The sequence below is a fragment of the Amycolatopsis sp. NPDC114505 genome (assembly GCF_055633615.1).
The window spans coordinates 152412-171833 of sequence record NZ_JBVKDV010000003.1 but is presented as its reverse complement, the minus strand read 5'-3'; the positions used below and the strand labels follow the sequence as shown (position 1 = coordinate 171833).

General features: G+C 71.9%; 16 protein-coding genes and 1 pseudogene. 9 read left to right on the top strand and 8 right to left on the bottom strand.

Annotated elements, in window-relative coordinates; genetic code table 11:
* Window positions 1–12: 12 nt before the first annotated feature.
* Together ACZ7OU_RS30155 and ACZ7OU_RS30150 are read right to left on the bottom strand one after the other, a co-directional pair.
* Window positions 13–852 (bottom strand): annotated as a pseudogene (locus tag ACZ7OU_RS30155) (glycoside hydrolase family 16 protein); the annotation flags it as partial.
* A 171-nt stretch (window positions 853–1023) separates the two neighbouring features.
* Window positions 1024–1263: a hypothetical protein gene (locus ACZ7OU_RS30150; protein WP_470243810.1), complete on the bottom strand. Its 240-nt coding sequence runs from the start codon at window positions 1261–1263 to the stop codon at window positions 1024–1026.
* 199 nt (window positions 1264–1462) lie between these two features.
* On the opposite strand from ACZ7OU_RS30150, the gene ACZ7OU_RS30145 reads away from it, so the two are divergent.
* Window positions 1463–3502, top strand: a complete 2040-nt coding sequence (locus ACZ7OU_RS30145; RefSeq protein WP_470257793.1) for a phosphocholine-specific phospholipase C — start codon at window positions 1463–1465, stop codon at window positions 3500–3502.
* A gap of 117 nt (window positions 3503–3619) precedes the next feature.
* Entirely contained in the window at window positions 3620–5083 is a 1464-nt protein-coding gene (locus ACZ7OU_RS30140; protein WP_470257792.1) for a cellulose binding domain-containing protein, read from the top strand.
* 1 nt (window position 5084) lies between these two features.
* Here the strand turns inward: ACZ7OU_RS30140 and ACZ7OU_RS30135 are convergent, their stop codons facing one another.
* Window positions 5085–5210, bottom strand: a complete 126-nt coding sequence (locus tag ACZ7OU_RS30135; RefSeq protein WP_277875398.1) for a hypothetical protein — start codon at window positions 5208–5210, stop codon at window positions 5085–5087.
* 307 nt (window positions 5211–5517) lie between these two features.
* The gene (locus ACZ7OU_RS30130) at window positions 5518–6312 is read right to left on the bottom strand and encodes an SDR family NAD(P)-dependent oxidoreductase (RefSeq protein WP_470257791.1); all 795 of its coding nucleotides are present in this window, start codon (window positions 6310–6312) and stop codon (window positions 5518–5520) included.
* Window positions 6313–6532: 220 nt separating this feature from the next.
* Between ACZ7OU_RS30130 and ACZ7OU_RS30125 the strand changes: the two genes are divergently transcribed.
* Window positions 6533–7150 carry a LysE/ArgO family amino acid transporter gene (locus ACZ7OU_RS30125; RefSeq protein ID WP_470257790.1) on the top strand — a complete coding sequence of 206 codons (618 nt, stop codon included), beginning with the start codon at window positions 6533–6535 and terminating at the stop codon, window positions 7148–7150.
* 111 nt (window positions 7151–7261) lie between these two features.
* The gene (locus ACZ7OU_RS30120) at window positions 7262–7969 is read left to right on the top strand and encodes a DUF6008 family protein (protein WP_470257789.1); all 708 of its coding nucleotides are present in this window, start codon (window positions 7262–7264) and stop codon (window positions 7967–7969) included.
* Here the strand turns inward: ACZ7OU_RS30120 and ACZ7OU_RS30115 are convergent.
* The 3 genes from ACZ7OU_RS30115 to ACZ7OU_RS30105 all read right to left on the bottom strand — a co-directional run bounded on the left by ACZ7OU_RS30115 (window position 7950) and on the right by ACZ7OU_RS30105 (window position 14206).
* Complete coding sequence (locus ACZ7OU_RS30115) at window positions 7950–12032, bottom strand: beta-galactosidase (protein WP_470257788.1); 4083 nt, start codon at window positions 12030–12032, stop codon at window positions 7950–7952. The genes ACZ7OU_RS30120 and ACZ7OU_RS30115 overlap by 20 nt on opposite strands.
* A gap of 156 nt (window positions 12033–12188) precedes the next feature.
* Window positions 12189–13232, bottom strand: a complete 1044-nt coding sequence (locus ACZ7OU_RS30110; RefSeq protein WP_470244712.1) for a LacI family DNA-binding transcriptional regulator — start codon at window positions 13230–13232, stop codon at window positions 12189–12191.
* 83 nt (window positions 13233–13315) lie between these two features.
* Entirely contained in the window at window positions 13316–14206 is an 891-nt protein-coding gene (locus ACZ7OU_RS30105) for a serine hydrolase (protein ID WP_470243802.1), read from the bottom strand.
* Between the two features lie 117 nt (window positions 14207–14323).
* On the opposite strand from ACZ7OU_RS30105, the gene ACZ7OU_RS30100 reads away from it, so the two are divergent.
* Genes ACZ7OU_RS30100 through ACZ7OU_RS30090 form a run of 3 tightly spaced genes read left to right on the top strand, consistent with a single transcriptional unit; the run spans window position 14324 to window position 16845 of the window.
* Window positions 14324–14896: an RNA polymerase sigma factor gene (locus ACZ7OU_RS30100; RefSeq protein WP_470257787.1), complete on the top strand. Its 573-nt coding sequence runs from the start codon at window positions 14324–14326 to the stop codon at window positions 14894–14896.
* Window positions 14889–15998 carry a CU044_5270 family protein gene (locus tag ACZ7OU_RS30095; protein ID WP_470243800.1) on the top strand — a complete coding sequence of 370 codons (1110 nt, stop codon included), beginning with the start codon at window positions 14889–14891 and terminating at the stop codon, window positions 15996–15998. Before ACZ7OU_RS30100 ends, ACZ7OU_RS30095 begins: the two co-directional genes overlap by 8 nt.
* Complete coding sequence (locus ACZ7OU_RS30090; RefSeq protein WP_470243799.1) at window positions 15979–16845, top strand: sulfite exporter TauE/SafE family protein; 867 nt, start codon at window positions 15979–15981, stop codon at window positions 16843–16845. The genes ACZ7OU_RS30095 and ACZ7OU_RS30090 overlap by 20 nt, the downstream gene beginning before the upstream one ends.
* Here ACZ7OU_RS30090 and ACZ7OU_RS30085 read toward each other — a convergent pair.
* Complete coding sequence (locus tag ACZ7OU_RS30085) at window positions 16842–17498, bottom strand: helix-turn-helix transcriptional regulator (RefSeq protein WP_470257786.1); 657 nt, start codon at window positions 17496–17498, stop codon at window positions 16842–16844. The two genes, ACZ7OU_RS30090 and ACZ7OU_RS30085, sit on opposite strands and share 4 nt — an antisense overlap.
* Window positions 17499–17641: 143 nt before the next feature.
* Here ACZ7OU_RS30085 and folE point away from each other — a divergent pair, with 143 nt between their 5' ends.
* Both folE and ACZ7OU_RS30075 read left to right on the top strand, forming a co-directional pair.
* The gene (folE, locus tag ACZ7OU_RS30080; RefSeq protein WP_470244711.1) at window positions 17642–18193 is read left to right on the top strand and encodes a GTP cyclohydrolase I FolE; all 552 of its coding nucleotides are present in this window, start codon (window positions 17642–17644) and stop codon (window positions 18191–18193) included.
* The gene (locus ACZ7OU_RS30075) at window positions 18193–19398 is read left to right on the top strand and encodes an NAD(P)/FAD-dependent oxidoreductase (protein ID WP_470257785.1); all 1206 of its coding nucleotides are present in this window, start codon (window positions 18193–18195) and stop codon (window positions 19396–19398) included. The genes folE and ACZ7OU_RS30075 overlap by 1 nt, the downstream gene beginning before the upstream one ends.
* Window positions 19399–19422 lie beyond the last annotated feature (24 nt).

Below are 19422 nucleotides of genomic sequence, written 5' to 3'. Positions count from 1 at the left end.
TCGGACCCCTCAGCTCACGTGGACGTAGTCGACCACGAGCTGCTGCGGGAACTGGGTGCTGCCGTCGGGGTCGCCGGGCCAGTAACCGCCGACCGCGAGGTTCAAGATCACGAAGAAGTCGTGGTTGAACACCCACTGGTTGCCGCCGACGTCGGCCGGCGTGCGGGTCTGGTAGGCGTTGCCGTCGACCGACCACACGATCCGGTCCTGCGACCAGTCGATCGCGTAGGTGTGGAAGTCGTCGGAGAAGTTCGGCCCGGTGTAGGCCGCGCCGATGCCGGCCGAGCCCGAGTAGCCCGGGCCGTGGATGGTGCCGTGCACGGTGTTCGGCTCGAACCCGACGTTCTCCATGATGTCGATCTCGCCGCACTGCGGCCAGCCGACGGTGCCGATGTCCGAGCCCAGCATCCAGAACGCGGGCCACATGCCCTGCCCGCGCGGCAGTTTCATCCTGGCCTCGATGTGCCCGGACGACGCGGTGAACTTGCCGGAGGTGTTGAGCCGCGCCGAGGTGTACTCGCACGCGCCGTACCAGCAGTTGTTCCCGCTGTTCTCCTTCTTCGCGGTGATCACGAGGTGGCCCTGGCCGTCGAGCGCCGCGTTGGCGGTGCCGTCGGTGTACCACTGCCGCTCGTGGTTGTTCACGTTGTCGCCGGTCTCGTGGACCCACTTCGAGCCGTCGACGCCGCTGCCCGCAGGGCCGTCGAAGTCGTCGTTGAAGCTCGCGAGCGGTGCCGCCGGTGCGGCCTGGACCTGCGGTGCGGCCACCACGGCGCCTGCGATGAGCAGGGCCGCGGGCGCCACCAGCAGGCGGGTGGTCCGCCGCCATCGGGCGGAGTTCGTGGTCGACATCGTCGTCGCCCCTTCCGTTCCGGGGGCGACGGCTGGCGGCTCACCGGCACCCTATTTGTTGTGGATGGCAACAAAGTATGAACGGGTACCTGGCGAAGAACAAGGCTAACCGGTCGGACATTTTCCGACGAGTACCCGATGGTCCGGACCACCGGGTACTTTCGGGCAACTTCAGCGCTGGATGCAGTCGAGCCCGAGCCCGACGCCGGTGGCGACGTACTGGCAGATGTGCGACGCGTGCGCCACATCGGTCTCGGTACAACCCAAGGGCACCCCGAGCAGGTCGACCGCGCAGTACGCGTAGAACTGGTTGGGACTGCCCGGCACCGGGTCGGCCGACGCGGGGGCCGCCGTGGCGACGGCCGAGGCGAGGGTCAGCGCGGCCGCGAGTGCGGCGATGCGGGTCTTCATGGTGGTCTCCTCCCGGAATCCCCTGTGCGCCAGGGGTTTGTGCTGGAGAAGATTCCCCGCCCGGCGCGGTTTCATCTCCGGGTCACCGGAAAGTGTCACGGAGCCGGGCCGCGAACCGAACAGCTCATGAATTTCATTCTGCATGATTCCGTCCGAACGTCGGTGTTTCCGAACAGCTTCGATCACCTACGCTCCCCTCATGGCCGACCCGCACGAGCTCACCCGCCGCAGCTTCCTCGGCGGGGTCGCCGCCGCCGGCGCCCTCGGCGCTCTCCCGCCCGGCATGGCCGAAGCCCTCGCCGAACCCCGCGTCTCCGGCAGCCTGTCCGACGTCGAGCACGTCGTGGTCCTCATGCAGGAGAACCGCTCGTTCGACCACTACTACGGCACGATGAAGGGCGTCCGTGGCTACGGCGACCGCTCGGCGATCGTGCGGCCGAACGGCCAGGACGTCTTCCACCAGCCCGATTCCGGCCGCACCGACGGCAGGTACCTCCTGCCGTTCCGGGTGGACACGACCAAAGTGGACGGTCAGGACCTCGGCGACCTCGGCCACGGCTGGGCCGACCAGCACCAGGCGATCGCCGGCGGCGCGAACGACGCGTGGGTCGCCGCCAAGGGCGAGATGACCATGGGGTACTTCGACCAGGGCGACATCCCGTTCCACCGCGCGCTCGCCGGCGCGTTCACCTTGTGCGACCACTACTTCTGCTCGGTGCAGGGCCCCACCACGCCCAACCGGCTCTACCTGTTCACCGGCACCATCGACGCCGACGCCCGCGGCGGCGGCCCGGCGAACTACAACCCCGCCGACTACAAGCCGGTCTTCAGCTGGACGACCTACCCGGAACGCCTGCAGCAGCACGGGGTTTCGTGGAAGGTGTACGCCAACAAGGAGGTCGGCGACGCGGGCGGCTCCTTCGTCGGCGACTACGGCGACAACCCGCTGTGGCTGTTCAAGGCCTACCACCAGGACTACACCTCGGACCTGTCCAAACGGGCCAGTGTGTTCAAGACCTGGGGACCGGACTCGGGACAGGGCAAGGACGTCAACCACGTCCTCGCCGAGTTCAAGGCCGACTGCGCGAGCGGCTCGCTGCCGAAGGTGTCCTGGATCGTCGCGCCCTACGGCTACTGCGAACACCCGGAAGCACGCCCGGTCGACGGCGCCGCGTACACCCAGACCGTGCTGAACGCCTTGTGGGCCAACCCGAAGCTCTGGGAGTCCACTGTGGTCCTCATCAACTACGACGAGAACGACGGCTTCTTCGACCACGTGGCCCCACCGATCGCGCCGCCGGGAACGGCGAGCGAGTACATCGGCGGCAAGCCGATCGGGCTCGGCGCGCGGGTGCCGATGACCGTGATCTCGCCGTGGAGCCGCGGCGGCTGGATCAGCTCCGAGGTCACCGACCACACGTCGGTCATCCGGTTCCTCGAACGCTGGACCGGTGTCGCCGAGCCGAACATCAGCGCGTGGCGCCGCGCCCTCTGCGGCGACCTGATGACGTGCTTCGACTTCGGCACCCCGGACGTGCAGATCCCGCTGCTGCCGGACACCACCGCGCTGCGCAAGCAGGCCGACGACACCCAGAAGAAGCTGCCGAAACCCGCGCCGCCCGCGACCGGCAAGCAGCAGGTCCCGGTGCAGGAAGCCGGCACCCGTCCGGCCCGCGCGCTCCCCTACCGGCCGCTGGTGACGACGTCGCTGAGCGCGGACCGCCAGATCCTGACCACGACGTTCGCAAACCAGGGCACCGCGGCCGTGCAGCTGATGGCCCACCGCAACGACGGCCAGACCGACGGCCCGTGGCCGTACGACCTCGCGCCCGGGGCGCAGGTGAGCGACACCTGGCGGATCCAGCTCTACGGCGGCGGCAAGTACGGCGTCGCGGTGCACGGGCCCAACCGGTTCCGCTGGGTCTTCGCCGGGGACGCGAACAGCGCCGGCGCGGGCGTCGACGTCACCGCCGGCTACACCACCGAGAACAAGCTGCGGCTGACGATGCGCAACAGCGGCACGACGGCCGTCAAGCTCACGATCACCGCCAACCACTACCGCACCGACGGCCCGTGGACGTACCCGCTGGCCGCCGGGCAGACCGTGACCGACGACTGGAACCCCGTCGGCAACGGTGCCGGCTGGTACGACCTGTCGGCGACGCTCGACGCCGACCCGAAGTTCCTCCGCCGGTTCAGCGGGCACGTCGAGACGGGCGCGCCGAGCGTCACCGGCTAGCCGTTCAGATATGTGACCGCAGTTCAGCCCATTGACGCTCCGGCACCGCTCACCTATAAAGGGAAAGTCCGGGTGTACGCCGCAACACCTCCGCTATTCCTTCCTCGGAGGCTCTTGGTGTCCACACGAAGTCGTCGTGCCGTCCTGCTCGGCGCCGCCACCGTCTCGGCCGTGCTCGCGCTGACCGGCGCGGTCACCGCGCAGGCCGCCGCGGCGAACCTCTCCGCCACCTTCGCGCAGACGTCGGTCTGGAGCGGCGGCTACGGCGGCGGCTACACGATCGCCAACCGCGGCGACGCGCCCGCCACCGGCTGGACCGTCGAGTTCGACCTGCCCGCCGGCACGGCGGTGAGCAGCTCCTGGAGCTCGGTCAAGACGCAGACCGGGCAGCACTACAAGTTCGTCAACGCGGGCTTCAACGGCACGGTCAAACCCGGCGCCACCGCGGATTTCGGCTTCAACGTCGCCGGTTCCGGCCTGCCTTCGGGCTGCACGGTGAACGGGCTGCCGTGCGCGGGCGGCGGCCCGGTCACCACGACGCCGACCACGCCGACGAGCACCACCACGACTCCCCCGCCGACGACCACGACGACTCCCCCGCCCGCCGGGGACACCGTGACCGTCTCGACGACCGCCCAGCTGCAGGCCGCCCTGGCGAACGCGACCCCCGGTCAGGCGATCAAGCTCGCCACCGGCACCTACCGCGGCTCGTTCGTCACGACCAAGGCCGGCACCGCCGCGAAGCCCATCACCCTGTCGGGCCCGGCGAACGCCGTCCTCATCAACGACGGCCCGTCCGGTGACGCCCCGGACTGCCCGGCGCCGACGGCGGGCTGGGACTCCGGCTACGGCCTGTGGCTCTCCGGCGCGCCGTACTGGAACCTGAAGGGCTTCACCGTGCAGGAGTCCAAGAAGGGCATCGTCGTGGACAACTCGCCGCACACGACGATCGACGGCGTGAACGTCAACCACGTCGACGAGGAAGCGATCCACTTCCGCCGTTCGTCGGCCGACAGCGTGCTGAAGAACTCGACGATCACTTACACCGGGCTGGTGCAGCCGGGCTACGGCGAAGGCGTCTACCTCGGCTCGGCCAACTCGAACTGGGCCTGCCACGGCAACTCCGGCGGCGTCGACCGCGGCGACCGGATCCAGGTGCTGGACAACCACATCGGCCCGTTCATCGCCGCGGAGCCCATCGACGTCAAGGAAGGCACGTTCAACGGAGTGATCCGCGGCAACACCTTCGACGGCCGCGGCATCTCCGGCGAGAACTCGGCGGACTCCTGGATCGACGTCAAGGGCATCGGCTACACGATCGAGAACAACACGGGCACGTTCTCCTCGCCGGGGGTGTTCGCCAACGGGTACGAGAACCACAACACGAGCACGTCCCCGTCGTTCGACAACGGCTGCGGCAACGTGTGGCGCGGCAACAAGTCCGACCTCGGCGGTGTCGGTGCCTACGCCATCAAGATCAGCTCGGTGTCGAAGTGCGCGGCCGACCCGAACGTGGTGTACGCGTCGAACACGGTCACGAACGCGACGTCGGGACTGACGAACATCCCGGTCACGCCCTAGGTCACAGGTGCATGGCCAGCCAGAGCGCCACCCACGCCGTGGCGGCGAGCAACGCGCCCGCCGCCACGGCCAGGAGCACCCGGCGCAGGGCCAGGACGGGTTTCGCCGGTGTCTCGATGTGGTCCATGAAGTCGATCATGAACCACGCGGGCCGATCGGGACAGTCCGCGCCCACGTCCGGGCGACCCCTGCGCGGGGTACCCCGGACGGCGGCGACGCACGTCACTCCCGGCTCCGGGAACACCGGACCGGCCCGTGCGTTGTACCCACTGTCGGTACGGCGGTGCCCCCGGGCCTCACCCCTTGCCTTCACGGAATACCGGTCACGCTGGAGCCGTGTCGTGCCTTCCGCCGCGAGGCGGCCCCCGTACCGACGCCAAACTCCCGTTCCCACCCGCGGTTCCCCCGTGCCGTCGGGCGGGAACGGGTCCCCGCTAAGGAACGATCGAGTCGACGTACCCGCCGTCGACGCGCACGGCCGCGCCCGTCGTCGCCGAGGCGAGCGGGGAACTCAGGTACACCACCAGGTTCGCGATCTCTTCGGGCTCGATCAGGCGCTGCAGCAGCGACTGCGGCCGGTGCTTCTTCATGAACTCGCGCTGGGCCTCGTCCCACGGCAGGTCCTTGTCGACCAGCTCGTAGACGAAGTCCTCGACGCCGCCGGTGTGCGTCGGGCCCGCGATCACGGCGTTGACCGTGACGCCGGTCCCCGCCGCGTGCTTGGCGAACCCGCGCGAGACCCCGAGCAGCGCCGTCTTCGACACTCCGTAGTGGATCATCTCCGCCGGGATCACGATCGCCGAATCGCTGGCGATGTACTGGATCCGCCCCCAGCCGCGCTCGGTCATGCCGGGCAGGTAGGCGCGGGTCAAGCGCACCGCGGCCAGGACGTTCACCTCGAAGTAGCGCCGCCAGTCCGCGTCGGTGATGTCGAGGGGCTCCTGGGCGCCGAAGATGCCGAGGTTGTTGACGAGGATGTCGGCGTCGGGCACCGCTTCGACGACCTGCGCCGCGCCGGCCTCGTCCGAGACGTCGCCCGGGGCCGGCACCAGGTCGGCGTCGGGCAGCTCTTCCTTCACCCGGGCGATGGCCTTGGCGACCCCGGTGTCACTCCGGCCGTTGATCGCGACCCGCGCGCCCGCGGCCGCGAGTCCCGCCGCGATCGCCGAGCCGATGCCCCCGGTGGACCCGGTGACCAGGGCCGTCTTCCCGCTCAGATCGACCCGCATCGTGAAAACCCTTTCTCGCGCCCGGCGTGTCCTCCGGCCGATTCAAGCACGGCTGCCCGGTGCGCACCGGCTGGGAAATCCGGTTGCCGGACCGGCCCGGTCACCGACACCCTCTGCGCATGACTTCCTCGCGCACCCCGCTACTGCCGACCGTCGCCGCGACCACCGCGCCGGTCCAGCAGCAGCCGCGGCGTCCGCGGAGGTCGATCACCCCAGCGCCGTGACCGGCGCGCTCCTCGCCGGCCTGCTGGCCGGCTACGGCATCGCGATCCCGGTCGGTGCCGTCGCGACCTACCTCGTCGCGCTCACCGCCCGCACTTCGCTGCGGACCGGCCTGGCCGCGGCCCTCGGCGTCGCCACGGCGGATGGCGTGTACGCGCTGGTGGCGGTGCTCGGCGGCGCCGCGATCGCCAGCCTGGTCGCCCCGGTCGCCGGGCCGTTGCGGCTGGCGTCGGCGGGGATCCTGGTCGTGCTGGCGGTCCGGGGCGCCGTCCAGGCGCTGCGGTCCCACCGCGACACCAGCGCCCGTCCCGTGACGCCGCTCGCGCCCGGCCGCGCCTACGTCAGCCTGCTCGGTATCACGCTGGTGAACCCGACGACGGTCGTCTACTTCACCGCCCTGGTCGTCGGCGACCGCGCCGGCACCGCGGTGTCGGTCCCCGAGCAGGTCGTGTTCGTGCTCGCCGCGTTCGCCGCCTCGGCGAGCTGGCAAGCCCTCCTGGCCGGTGGCGGGGCGTTGCTCGGACGGGTCCTCACCGGACCGCGGGGCCGGTTGCTGACGGCCCTGGTGTCGAGTGCGGTGATCGCCGCCCTGGCCGTCCGGCTTGTCCTCTCTTGAGACGGAAACCATTGCCCTGCAACGGTTTGTCCGGTTCCCGGCCGCACGGACAAAGACGTTCGGCGGGCCGGTTCGACGCTAGCCTGGGCGGGACGCGGATCGGAGGCGGCCATGACGATGCCGATGGGAACGATGTCCGGCTGGGACGTCACGGGGGCGACGCTGCTCGTGCTCTGGGCGCTGGCCATGTGGGCGGCGGTCGGGGTGCTGGCGTACGCGAACCGGGGGCCGGTGCGCCCGTGGGTGTACCGCGGCTCGGTCGCGGTGATCGGCGTCGGCGTGCTCGGGCAGCTCGGGCACGTCCAGGAGCACATCGCGCAGGTCGGCTACTGGCTCGGGCACCCGAACTCCCCCGCGTGGATGACGCCGTGGGGCACCGGCCTCGCCAATGGCCTGCAGATGCTCCTCCCCGGTCGCAAGACGTTCGGCATGGAACTGCTGCACCTCACGGGCAACTTCATCTTCCTCGCCGGGCTCGCCGGGGTCATGGTGATCACGCGGCGGGCGCTCGGCACGCGCGCCCGCCGCTGGGCGAAGATGGGCGTCTGGATGCAGGGCCTGCACGGGCTCGAACACCTCGTCCTCACGCTGTCGATCGGCTTCGGCGCGCCCCGGGCGATCGGGCTGTCGACGTTCTTCGGTCTCGTCGACCCGGGCATCGGCCTGACGACCTACCGCGTGTGGTGGCACTTCGTCGCGAACGTGATCGGCTCGATCATCTTCGGCCTGGCGCTGTACCACCTGTGGCGCGAACGCCGCGAGGTCCGCGCCACCTTCTTCCTCCAGCCCGTCCCGGAGCTCACCCGGCAGGCGGCGTAGCGCAGGTCAGCGTCGGCAGGGCCCAGTCCGCGTGGTCGTTGCCGTTGCCGTCGCCGCCGTCGGCCACCAGCAGGTCCAGGACCTGGGCGCCGGTGACGTCGACGTCGATCGGCACCGCGGCCTGGCCGCCCCGCACCACCGGCGTCGTGACGCGGGTGGCGCCGTCGACCGAGACGCTGAAGCTCACACTGCCGCCGTTGCCCGTCTCGCCGTCGACGCCGGCCGAAGCGGTCAGCCGCGTGCAGGTGCCGGCCAGGTAGAGCTGGACGTCACTCGCCGCATGGACGCCCAGCCCCTTCGCGTACGCCACCCCGCCGATGGTCATCGGCTTGCCGTCGCCCGCGCTCGCTTCGCCGTTGCTCGTGTCGCGCTCGACCGGGCCCCAGCCGTTCGTCGCCGTCAGGAACGGCAGCGAGCTGACCGCCACCTCGCCCGCGGGTGGCGCCGGTGGCACGGCGCCGACGATCCGTTCGCCGGACACCGAACCCGGCCGCCCGGCCTGCCGGTAGGACACCGCCACCTTCAGCGCGGACGTGTCCACTGTGGAGGGAGCGGTGACGGGCCAGGTGAAGGTCGCCGCCTTACCGCCGTCGATCTTCGCCACCGAAGGCGGCGAGGCCGCCCCGACCGTCCACCCGGCGGGCGCGGTCAGCACCGGCTTGACGTCGAACGCCGGCGGCGCTCCCGCGGGCACCCGCACCGTCGCCGACGCGGTGAACCGCTGCCCGCCGGTCACGGTGTCCGGCGCGGTCAGCGAGACCGCGGCCGTGGGCGCCGCCGGCATCGCGTACCGCTGGGGGTCGTAGCCCGGCGAGGCGTTCTGCTTCACCATCAACGGCGAGCGGTAGCTGCCGTAGTTCGTCCACGCGATCGTGCCCAGGCCGCCCGTGCTGCCGTCGAGGTTCCACACGGCGACGGCGATCGTGTTGTGGCCGTTGGGGTTCAGGATCCCGTTCGGGATCGGGAAGCTGTGCTGCGGCCCGAGGTAGTTGACGTACTGCCCGAGCTGCCAGCCGTTGACGAAGAGCAGCGCCCGGTACTGCCGCGCGGGGTCGTCGGTGATCGTCAGGCCGAGCGAGGTGTCCTGGCCGCGTGGCAGATCGAGGTCCGCGGTGGTCCGGTACCACGACACGCCCGGTGTCGTGTCCTTCGCCGGCAGGGTGGCCGCGGTCCAGCGCCCGTCCGGGAAGCCCGGCAGTGACCAGCCCGCGCGCTCGCCGTAGAGACCGCCGGTGTTGAGCGGGCCGCGGACCGGGTCGAGCCCGGTTTCGCCGCCGCGCACGCCCTGCAGCCGCCAGGTCACCGACGTCAGCGGTGTCCCGGTGAGCCGCGCCGAGGTGAGCCCGCGCGCGGCTTTGTTGCCGTTGTTGGCGCCGTAGTCCTCCTCGTGTCCCATGTTGACGGTCAGCACGGAGATCTCGTTCTCCCCCGCGCGCAGGGTGCCGGCCGGGAAGGGGAACGTGTGCTGCGGATCCTTCGAGCTGCCGAGGAAGACGCCGTTGAGCCACGCCGAGAACGCGCCGGCCGGGCCGCCGCTCTGGCTCGACAGGGTGATCCCGGTCTGCTTCCCGTCGCCGGTGAACCGGCCGCGGTACCAGGTGTTGCCGGTGTGGAAGCCGTAGTCGTCGGCGAAAAGCACGGGTTTCGTGCCGACCGCCGTCGAACTGTTGGACGTGTCCTTGTCGGCCACCGGCCACGCCGAGTCGTCGAAGCCCGGCTGGCTCTCCGGTGACTCCTGCTGGTGCTTCCAGCCGGTCAGCGCGGGCAGCGTTACGGCCTTCGCGGTCGGCGCGGAGGCGGTCAGGCTGCCACTCGGCGTCGGCTGGGTCGCGACCCGGGATCCGTTCCACGACAACGACTTCTCGGCGGCGAAGACCTCGAAGGCACCGTCGCTCCCGGTGTCGCCGGTCAGGTTCAGGGTGCCGTGGTCGTCGGCCGCGGTCCGCACCAGGTGCGTGCCGCGGACCAGCACCGGGCCCGCCGCGGTGTCCTGGCGCCAGAACGTCGCCGCCGTCGCCTTGTCCGCGAGCAGCAGGAGCAGCGGCCGCTGCCCGGGTGCGGTGACGAGCACGCGCGTCAGGCCGTCGTGGGTGTAGTTCAGCCGCAGGTCGCCGCGGGCCGCGTCCCAAGTGGACGTCGCCGCGCCGCCGAGCACCTGCACGGTGGGCTGCTTCGCGAACCGCAAGACGGTTTCGCCCGGCCCGCCCTTGTCCCCGTAGAGGACGGCGACGTCACGGCCGCCGATGGCCGCGTTCGTCATGACCTCCGACGTCGAATACTGCATGCGCGTCTGCTCGAGGTCGTACCCGGCGACGACGATCTTCGACTGACGGCCGTTCAGCGTGATCCCGGTGCCGGGCTGCTGCGGGACGACCGGGTAGTAGTCGGTGCTGCCCGAGAGCAGGTCGACGGCGTCGACCACGACGAACGGCCCGGTCGCGTTCGCGTTCTTCTGCCCGGTGACGACGATCTTGAGCGTGTGGGCGCCGGCGGGCAGTCCGCGGACCTCGTACCCGGTGACCTGGTTCTGCTTGCTCGTCGCGTAGAGGTCGACGGTGCTGACCTTCGCGTCGTCGAGGTAGACGTCGGCGATGCCGTGGCTCGGGTCCTTCGACGTCACCCAGCGGATGCCAGTGCCGGTGAAGGGGATGCTGACGCTGTCGCCGGTGACCTCCGAGAACGACTCGGTGTGCTGGTAGTCGCCGCCGGTGTAGTTCACCTCGGGACCGACGTGGCTCCAGGTGCCGGTGTAGCCGACCTCGCCGGCGCGGTCGTCGTAGGTGTAGCCGGCGTGGGCGGCAAGGTCGAGCGCGAGGCTCGTGGTGTTCGTAGCGGTGGACGTCGAGTCGGTGTGCCGCAGGGTGTGGAACTGGGTGCGAGTGTCCGGGTTGATCCGGGCGGTGTCGGTGAGGGACGCGTCGGTGAGCGGCGCGCTCGCCAGGCCGTCGGTCTTGGTCAGCGGGGCGACCGACTGGGTGAAGTAGCCGATCAGCTTGTCCTCGGTGTACTTCGGGTCGAACTGGCGGCCCTCGGTGATCGCGGCGCCGTAGTCGTAGGACGTGTAGTTCTGCGGGATCGCGCTCCAGCCCCACGACGTGCCGCCGTGCAGCATGTAGAAGCTCTGGCCGGTCGCGCCGACCGCGATGTTCTGCTTGTAGAACACGTTCGCGAACTGGTCGTTGATCAGCTGCGCGCACTTCTCGTAGCCCGGGCCGCCCCACGGGTCGAACGCGCCGCCCTGGAACTCGGCGGTGATCAGCGGCTTGCCCGGGACGTGGTCGTAGCTGATGTCGGGGACGCCGTTCCACCGCGTGGGGTTGGAGCAGTCGAAGCCCTGCGGGTAGGAGTCCGCGGCGTCGACGTCGAGCGCGGCGTCGCCGGCGTTGAAGGTGCCGTTGTTGTTGCCCACCAAGGGAACCGTGATGCCGTCGGCGCGGGCTTTGTCCTCGAGGTGCTTCATGTACGCGCGGCCGTCGGCGTTGCCGTTGTAGTACTCGTTCTCGACCTGGTAGGCGAGGACGCTGCCGGTGCCGTTGGTCAGCTGGTGGCGCGCGATGATGCGGTCGATCTGCGTCTGCCACTCGTCGGAATACTTCAGGTAGACGGGGTCGGCGCTGCGCGTGTGGCCCGGGGTGGTGGACAGCCAGGTCGGGAAGCCGCCGCCGTCGACCTCGGCGTTGATGTAGGGCCCGGGCCGCGCGATGACGTAGAGCCCGGCCTGCTGGGCCATGTCGAGGAGCTTGTCGAGGTCGCGGACGCCGGTGAAGTCGTAGACGCCCTGGCGCGGCGAGTGGTAGCCCCAGTCGAAGTAGAGCGACGTCGAGTTGAAGCCGGCCGCCTTCATCTTCTGGAAGATGTCGAGCCAGAGGTCCGGGCTCGGGAGGCGGTAGGAGTGGAACTCCCCCGACCACAGGTACGTCCGGTTGCCGTCGACCAGGAACGAGTAGCCGTCGTAGGTGACGGTGTGCGCCGCCGCCTTCGGGGGCGCGGCCGTGGCCTGCGGGACGGTCACCCCGACCAAGGCGAGCACGGCGACGAGCAGAGTCCGGACGACGGCACGCATACGGGGACCTCCGGGCGTCGGGGACCAGAACCGAACACGATCCTTTGCCGATCACACAGAAGCGGTCAAGATACAACACCGGGATGGATCAGTGCCGACGTAGTGTTAGCGCTAACTGTCCAGGTCCGCTGTCTCGAACGAGTCATCCACGGGACATCAGCGCGGCCCGGTGCTCTCCCGGACGATCAGCTCCGCGGGCACGAGGTGCCGCGCGCGGGTGTCGCCGCCCGCCATCCGGTCTTCCAAGAGCCCGAACGTCTTCCGGCCGACCTCGATGAAGTCCTGGCGGACCGTCGTCAGCGGCGGGGTGAAGTACGCCGCCTCGGGAACGTCGTCGAAGCCCGCCACGTGGACGTCCTCCGGGACCCGAATCCCCGCCTCGGTGAACGCGCGCAGCAGGCCCAGCGCCATCTGGTCGTTGGCCGAGAACACGGCCTTCAGCCCGCGCTTGCCGACCAGCGCCCGGCCCGCCTCGTAGCCCGAGCGCGGGCTCCAGTCGCCGCGCACGACCGCCGGGACCCGCAGGCCGCGGCGTTCCAGGGTCTCGCGCCAGCCGCGTTCGCGGTCGCGGGCCTCCAGCCAGTCCTCCGGACCGGCGAGGTGCCAGACCGTCCGGTGCCCGAGGGCGAGGAGGTGCTCGGTGGCGCGGCGGGCGCCGTCGTACTGGTCGACCGAGATCACCGGCACCGGCGCCGACTCCCCGCCGCCGACCGCCACCACCGGGATGTCCCCGGGCACCGCGGCCAGGGCGCGCCCGGCCGTGACGTGCGGAGCGATGACGACGATCCCTTCGACCGCCTGGCGCCGCAGGCTCTCGACCGCGTCGCCGATGGACGTCCGGCCCGGCCGGGTGACGCTGCAGATCGCGACGCCGTACCCGGCTTCGCGCGCCGCGTTCTCGATGCCGTACAGGGTGCTCGCCGGCCCGTAGAGGTTCGACTCCAGCGCGACCACGCCGAGCGTGCCCGACCGACCGGTGACCAGCGTCCGCGCGGCGGTGTTGGGCCGGTACCCGAGCTTGTGCACCGCGGCGAGGACCCGCTCGCGGGTCTCCGGGCGCACCGGCCCGCTCTCGTTGACCACGCGCGAGACGGTCATGTGCGACACCCCGGCCAGGCCGGCGACGTCGGCCAGGCTGGGCTGCCGCGGCCCCGGGGCCGACGTCCTGGCCTGCTCCCCCGGCTTCGCCCGGTCCACCACCCTGGCCCCTTCCACCTCACGCCGTGTCCCCACGCACGAGACCGTACCGCCGAAGGGGCCGCCACCGGCGGACGCCGGGCGCGTCAGGACCAGCCGAGCGGGCCGGAGAGCGCTTTCACGACCGCCGTGACGTTCTGCGACGCCTTCGCCCACGTGGTGGCGGCGGGCTGGGCGCTCAGCACGACGACGACGTAGCGGCGCCCGCCGACGAGCCCGCTGGTGTGCAGGTCGCGGCCCGGGTCGCAGCAGGACCAGCCCTGCTTAACCGCCCAGTCGGTGGCGGTGACCGCGCCCGGGATGCCGAAGAACTGGTCGAAGCCGTCCGCGCCGTGTTCGGTGGCGCCGTCGAGGGCGGGCAGGACGACCTGCCGGGTGGCGGCGGGGGCCTGGTCCATCAGGTACCGGTAGGTGCGGACGAGGTCGGCGGCCGTGACGAGGGTGCTGCCCCAGTGCCCGGCGTCGCCGGGCGGGATCGTCGACCTCAGGCCGATCCGCGCCGCCCACGACGTGACGATCGCCGGGCCGCCGAGCGTCGTCCAGAGCCGGCTCGCGACGTCGTCGTCACTGCGCGAAAGCATCTCGGCGACCTCGTCGGCCGGCCGGCCCCGCCGCAGGGCTTCGAACGCGATGAACAGCTTGACCAGCGACGCGGAGGTGTACGTCGCGTCCGGGCGGTAGGAGACGAGGGCGCGGTCGTTCTTGCGGTCGTACACCAGCACGCTGAGCTTCCCGGGCACGAGCTTCGCCAGCGAGGCGCCGTCCGGCACCGGCTCCTCCCGCGGCTTCGCCGGGGTCTCCGGCGGCGCCGACGTGGCCGTCGTGGCCACGCTCGTCGTGAGCGGAGGCGCGGTCCCGAGCGACGGGCCGGCGGCCGCGTCGGGGCCCGCCGGCCGGACCGCCGAGGCCACGACGAGCATCGCCACCACCGCGCCGGCACACGTCCCGGCCAGCAGCATCGCGTTTCCCCTGTGCATACCGGCTTCTTGTCCGCACCCCCCGGCACTGTTCGCCCGATCGGGGCAGAATGTGGCCTGCGTCTCATCCGGCCGGGCCATCGGGGACGCGGGCGGCGGGTCGCGACAACCAGTACCGTGACCAGAATCGTGGAACGGCTCGACCGGCCCGACCTCGCCGCCAGGGATCCGAAAGAGGTCTTCTCGCGGCTCTTCGACGAGTACGCCCATCCGCTGCGCGGGTACCTCGCGGGGCGGGTGGGCGTGCACGCCGCCGACGACCTCGTGGCCGAGACGTTCGTCGTCGCGCTGCGAAGACGCGCCAGCTACGACCCCGCCAAGGCGCCGATCCGCGGCTGGCTCTACGGGATCGCGACCAACCTGCTGCGCAACCACGTGCGCCAGGAGGTCCGCGGGTTCCAGCTGACGGCGAATGCCGGCGCCGAAGAGCGTCCGGAAGAGAACCACGACGCCGCGGTGGCCGGCCGGGTCGACGCGGCCGCGCGCCTGCGCGTCCTCGCCGGCGAGCTCGCCGCGCTGTCCGAACAGGACCGTGACGTCCTGCTGCTCACGTCCTGGGCCGGGCTCGAACCGGGCGAAGTCGCCGAAGCGCTCGGCGTGCCCGCCAGCACGGTCCGCTCGCGCCTGCACCGCGTCCGCCACCGCCTCCAGGCCCTGCTCGTCCCCACCGAGGAGAACCCCCATGCCTGAGCTCGACGAAACCCTCGAGCTGCTCCACCGCGACGCCCGCACGGCGCCCGCCGACCTCTCCGCGGCCCGCGCGCGGCTGATGGCCGAGCTGGACGCCGGATCGGCCGTGGTCCCGCTGCGGCCGAAGCGGACCCGCCGGTTCGCGCTGCCGGTCGCCGCCGCCGTGGCCGGCGTCGTCGCGGTGACGGTCGTCGTCGTCCAGACGGGCTCGTCCGGGCCGGTGGCCATGCCCCCGCCGTCGGCACCGTCTCCGAGCACGAACCCGACCGCGAACTGGCCCGACATCAAGCTGATGTCGGCGGTGCAGGTGCTGAACCGGGCGGCCGACCTCAGCGTCGGCGCGGTCGACCAGCCCGTCGGGCCCGGCCAGTTCCGGTACGTCGCCGAGCACACGTGGGTCGGGCGCGGCGTCCAGTCCGGCGACGCCACCGGCTACACCTACCTGTGGGAGCAGCAGATCGACCGCTGGATCCCGGCCGACGCCCACGACGTCTGGCAGGAGAACCGCAAGATCCTGAACACCGGGAAGTTCCTCGGCGGTTCGCGGCCGCAGGCCCAGTCGCCCGAGCCGGAGATCACGGACACCGACCAGGGCCAGTGGCAGGGCCGGTGCGGCGACTTCTTCCCGAAGGCCAAGCCGCCCAAGAAGTGCGACGACCCCACCGACTGGGACAGCCCGGCGTTCTACGCGACACTGCCGCACGACCCGGCGGCGCTGTACGCGAAGCTGCAGAGCCTGACGAAGGGCCGCGGCTCGACGCCGTCGGCGATGTTCCACTTCGGCACCGAGATCCTCCGGGCCGGCGTGATGCCGGCCGAGCTGCGCGCGCAGTGGTACCGGGCGCTGGCGAGGATCCCGGGCATGACGGTGCTGGCGGCGGAGACGAACCTCGACGGCCGCACCGGCGTCGCGCTCGGCCTCGACGACCGCCACGAGATCCGGCAGCTGATCGTCGACCCGGTGACGGGCCAGTTCATCGGCGAGCGCCAGGTCGCCGGCGCGGAGCCGGACGAGCCGTGGATCAAGCCGGGCACGGAGATCGGCGCGAGCGCGATCTCGACCGCGGTCGCCGGTCGCCTCGGTGAGGTCCCGGCCAAGTAGCGCACCGGCCGGCGCCCTGGGCGGGGCGCCGGCCGGCCACCGGCTACGGTCGGCTCATGACGACCGGGAGGACCACCGCGCCGGCGCGGTCCGTGGTGGACGGCGCCGATCCGCCGCCGTGCTAGCCGTCCTGCTGCTGGCCGTACCGGTCGGGATCTTCATCGGCATGATCGGCATCGGCGGGGTCCTCCTGCCGCCCGCGCTCACCTGGCTCGCCGGGCTCGACATCCACGCGGCGGCCGGCACCAGCAGCTGGTGCTTCCTGTTCACCGGCATCGTCGGCACCGCCGCCTACGCGCGTCACCAGGCCATGCCGTGGCGCTTCGGCGGCTGGCTCACCCTCGGCGCGGCACCGGCCGCGGCGGCCGGCGCCCTCGTGAACGGCGTCGTCCCGGCGACGGTCCTCTGGCTGTTCCTGGCCACCGTCACCGCCGGCTCCGGCGCCTTCAACCTCTGGGCACGGCCACGCGAAGGGCGCGAGCTGCCCGCGCCCGCCGCCGCCGCGGTCGGGGCGGTGGTCGGGTTCGGCTCGGCGCTGACCGGCACGGGCGGGCCGGTGCTGCTCGTCCCGGTGCTGCTCGCCCTCGGCGTGCCCGCGTTGACGACGATCGCGGCGGGACAGCTGATCCAGCTCCCGCTCGTGGGGTTCGCGACGCTCGGCTACGCGGCGCAGGACTCCGTCCACTTCGGACTCGGCAGCGTCCTCGGCGTGCTGGCCGGCGCCGGCACCCTGCTCGGCACGCGGCTGGCCCGGCGGCTGCGCGGGCGCAGCCTCCACCGCGTCGCCTCGGCGGCCCTCGTCGCCTTCGGCGCGTTCCTCTTCGTCCTCTCGTTCCTCCCGCGCTAGGCCGGGGCGAGGCGCACGCAGCACGAGCCGGGGCTCGGGTCCAGGCACGCCCGCAGCCGACGCTCGCCCGCGCCGTCGAGCAGGCCTTCGACCAGCCCGAGGTTCATCTCGCAGACCAGCCGAGTGTGCGCTACCGCCAGCCGCTGGAACGGGCAGTTGCCGAGCAGCACCCCGTCGCCCTCGACGCGCGGTTCGAACCCGTGCTCCTCGAGCGTGGCGACGACGTCGGGGGCGCCGGCGGCCAGCGCGGCTCCGTGGTCGCGAGCGCGCCGCCCCAGGATTTCGCGCGCCGAGCCGCCGGTGTCGTCGGCCTCCTCGATCGCGGACGCGAGCAGCTCGCCGGCCAGCTCGTAGTGACGCTCGGGCACCGAGACGCTCACCTGCCGGTCGGACCGGCGGTAGAGCTTCGCCGGGCGGCCCGCGCCCGGTCCGGTCCGCCCGCTGCGCCGCTCGTACTCGGCCACCAGCAGCCGCTCCTCCACCAGCCGGTCCAGGTGGAAGGCGACGGTCGGCCGGGCCACGCCGAGCGCCGAAGCGACGTCGTCGCGGCTCACCGGATCCGGGCGCCGGACGACGTATTCGTACAGCCGCCGGCGCGTCGGCTCGTCGAGCGCCGCGACCGCGGCCAGCGCGCCGGCCTGGGACTTCTGCATCCGAGCACTCTAAAACAAATAACCGTTGACGAAAACCCCGGCGGCCTTCTAACGTCGGCTCGACTTGGTTTTAGAAGGAGGCCTCCGTGACCGTCGATCCGATCCCGCTGCGGCACCTCGGTGTCGTCCCCGACCGCGACGACATGGACCTGCACGCGGCCGAACGCGCGGTCGCCGACCTGTTGCGGGCACTGGGGAAGGACCCGTCGTCCGAGCACCTGGGCGACACGCCGCGGCGGGTGGCCAACGCCTACGCGGAGATGCTGCGCCCGCGCGACTTCCAGCTGACGACGTTCCCGAACGACGAGGGCTACGACGAGCTCGTGCTGGCGAAGAGCATCCCGGTGCAGTCGCTGTGCGAGCACCACCTGCTGCCCTTCCGTGGCGTCGCGCACGTGGGCTACCTGCCCGGCGAGCGGATCCTCGGCCTCTCGAAGCTCGCCCGCGTCGTCGAGATGTTCGCGCGCGACCTGCAGGTGCAGGAACGGCTGACCAAGCAGGTCGCGGACTGGCTGCAGGAGCACCTGGCGCCGAAGGGTGTCGGCGTCGTGATCGAAGCCGAGCACCTGTGCATGTCGCTGCGCGGGGTGCGGGCGACCGGCGCGCTCACCGTGACGTCGTCCCTGCACGGCCTGCTGCGGCAGGAACCCAAGACGCGGCAGGAGTTCTTCGCGCTGACCGGGGTGGTCTCCTGATGGACACCCACGTCATCGCCGGCGCCGGGCTGACCGGCGCGAAGGCCGCGGAAACCCTGCGCGCGGAAGGGTTCGCGGGCCGGGTCGTCATCGTCGGCGCGGAGCCGGACCTGCCCTACGAGCGCCCGCCGCTGTCGAAGGGCTACCTGCTCGGGCAGGACGACCGGGCGTCGGTCTTCGTCCACGACGAGAAGTGGTACGCCGACCAGGGCGTCGAGGTGCTCACCGGCCGGCGCGTCACGGCGCTGGACCGGGCCGCCCACGAGGTCGAGCTGGCGGGCGGCGAACGCCTCGGCTACACGAAGCTGCTGCTGGCGACCGGGGCGTCGCCGCGGCGGCTGCGGGTGCCGGGCACCGACCTGAAGGGCGTCCACTACCTGCGCCGGCTCGCGCACGCGGACCGGCTGCGCGACGCGCTGGCCGCGGGCGGCCGGGTCGTCGTGGCGGGCGCGGGCTGGATCGGCCTGGAAACCGCAGCGGCGGCGCGGACCTACGGCTGCGAGGTGACGATCGTCGAGCCCGGCCCGTCTCCCCTGCACGCGACGCTCGGGCCGGAGCTGGGTTCGTACTTCGCCGACCTGCACCGCCGCCACGGGGTCGACCTGCGGCTCGGCACCGGCGTCACGGGCTTCGCCGGCGACTCCGCGGTCACGGCGGTCCGGACGGACGCCGGCGACATCCCGGCCGACGTGGTGATCGTCGGGATCGGCGCCCGGCCCGAGACGCAGCTGGCCTCCGACGCGGGCCTGGCGGTCGACGACGGCGTCCGCGTGGACGCGTTTCTGCGCACGGAGGACCCCGACATCTTCGCGGCGGGCGACGTCGCGAGCGTCTGGCACCCGAGGTACGACCGCCACCTCCGCGTCGAGCACTGGGCGGCGGCGACGAACGGCGGGCCGGCGGCGGCCCGGTCGATGCTCGGCCTCGAGGTGGTCCACGACGACCTGCCGTACTTCTTCTCGGACCAGTACGACGCGGGCATGGAGTTCACGGGCTGGTTCCCGCCCGGCGGCTACGACCGCGTGGTGAAACGCGGGACGGACGAGGCGTTCCACGCGTTCTGGCTGGCGGGCGGCCGGGTGGTCGCCGGACTGCACGTCAACCGGTGGGACGACGGCCTCGACGCGGTCCGCGAGCTGATCCGCAGCGGAAGGACGGTGGACCCGGCCGAGCTGGCCGACCCCGCGCATTCCCTCACGAGCTAGCCGCGCCGGCTGCAGAGTCGTGAG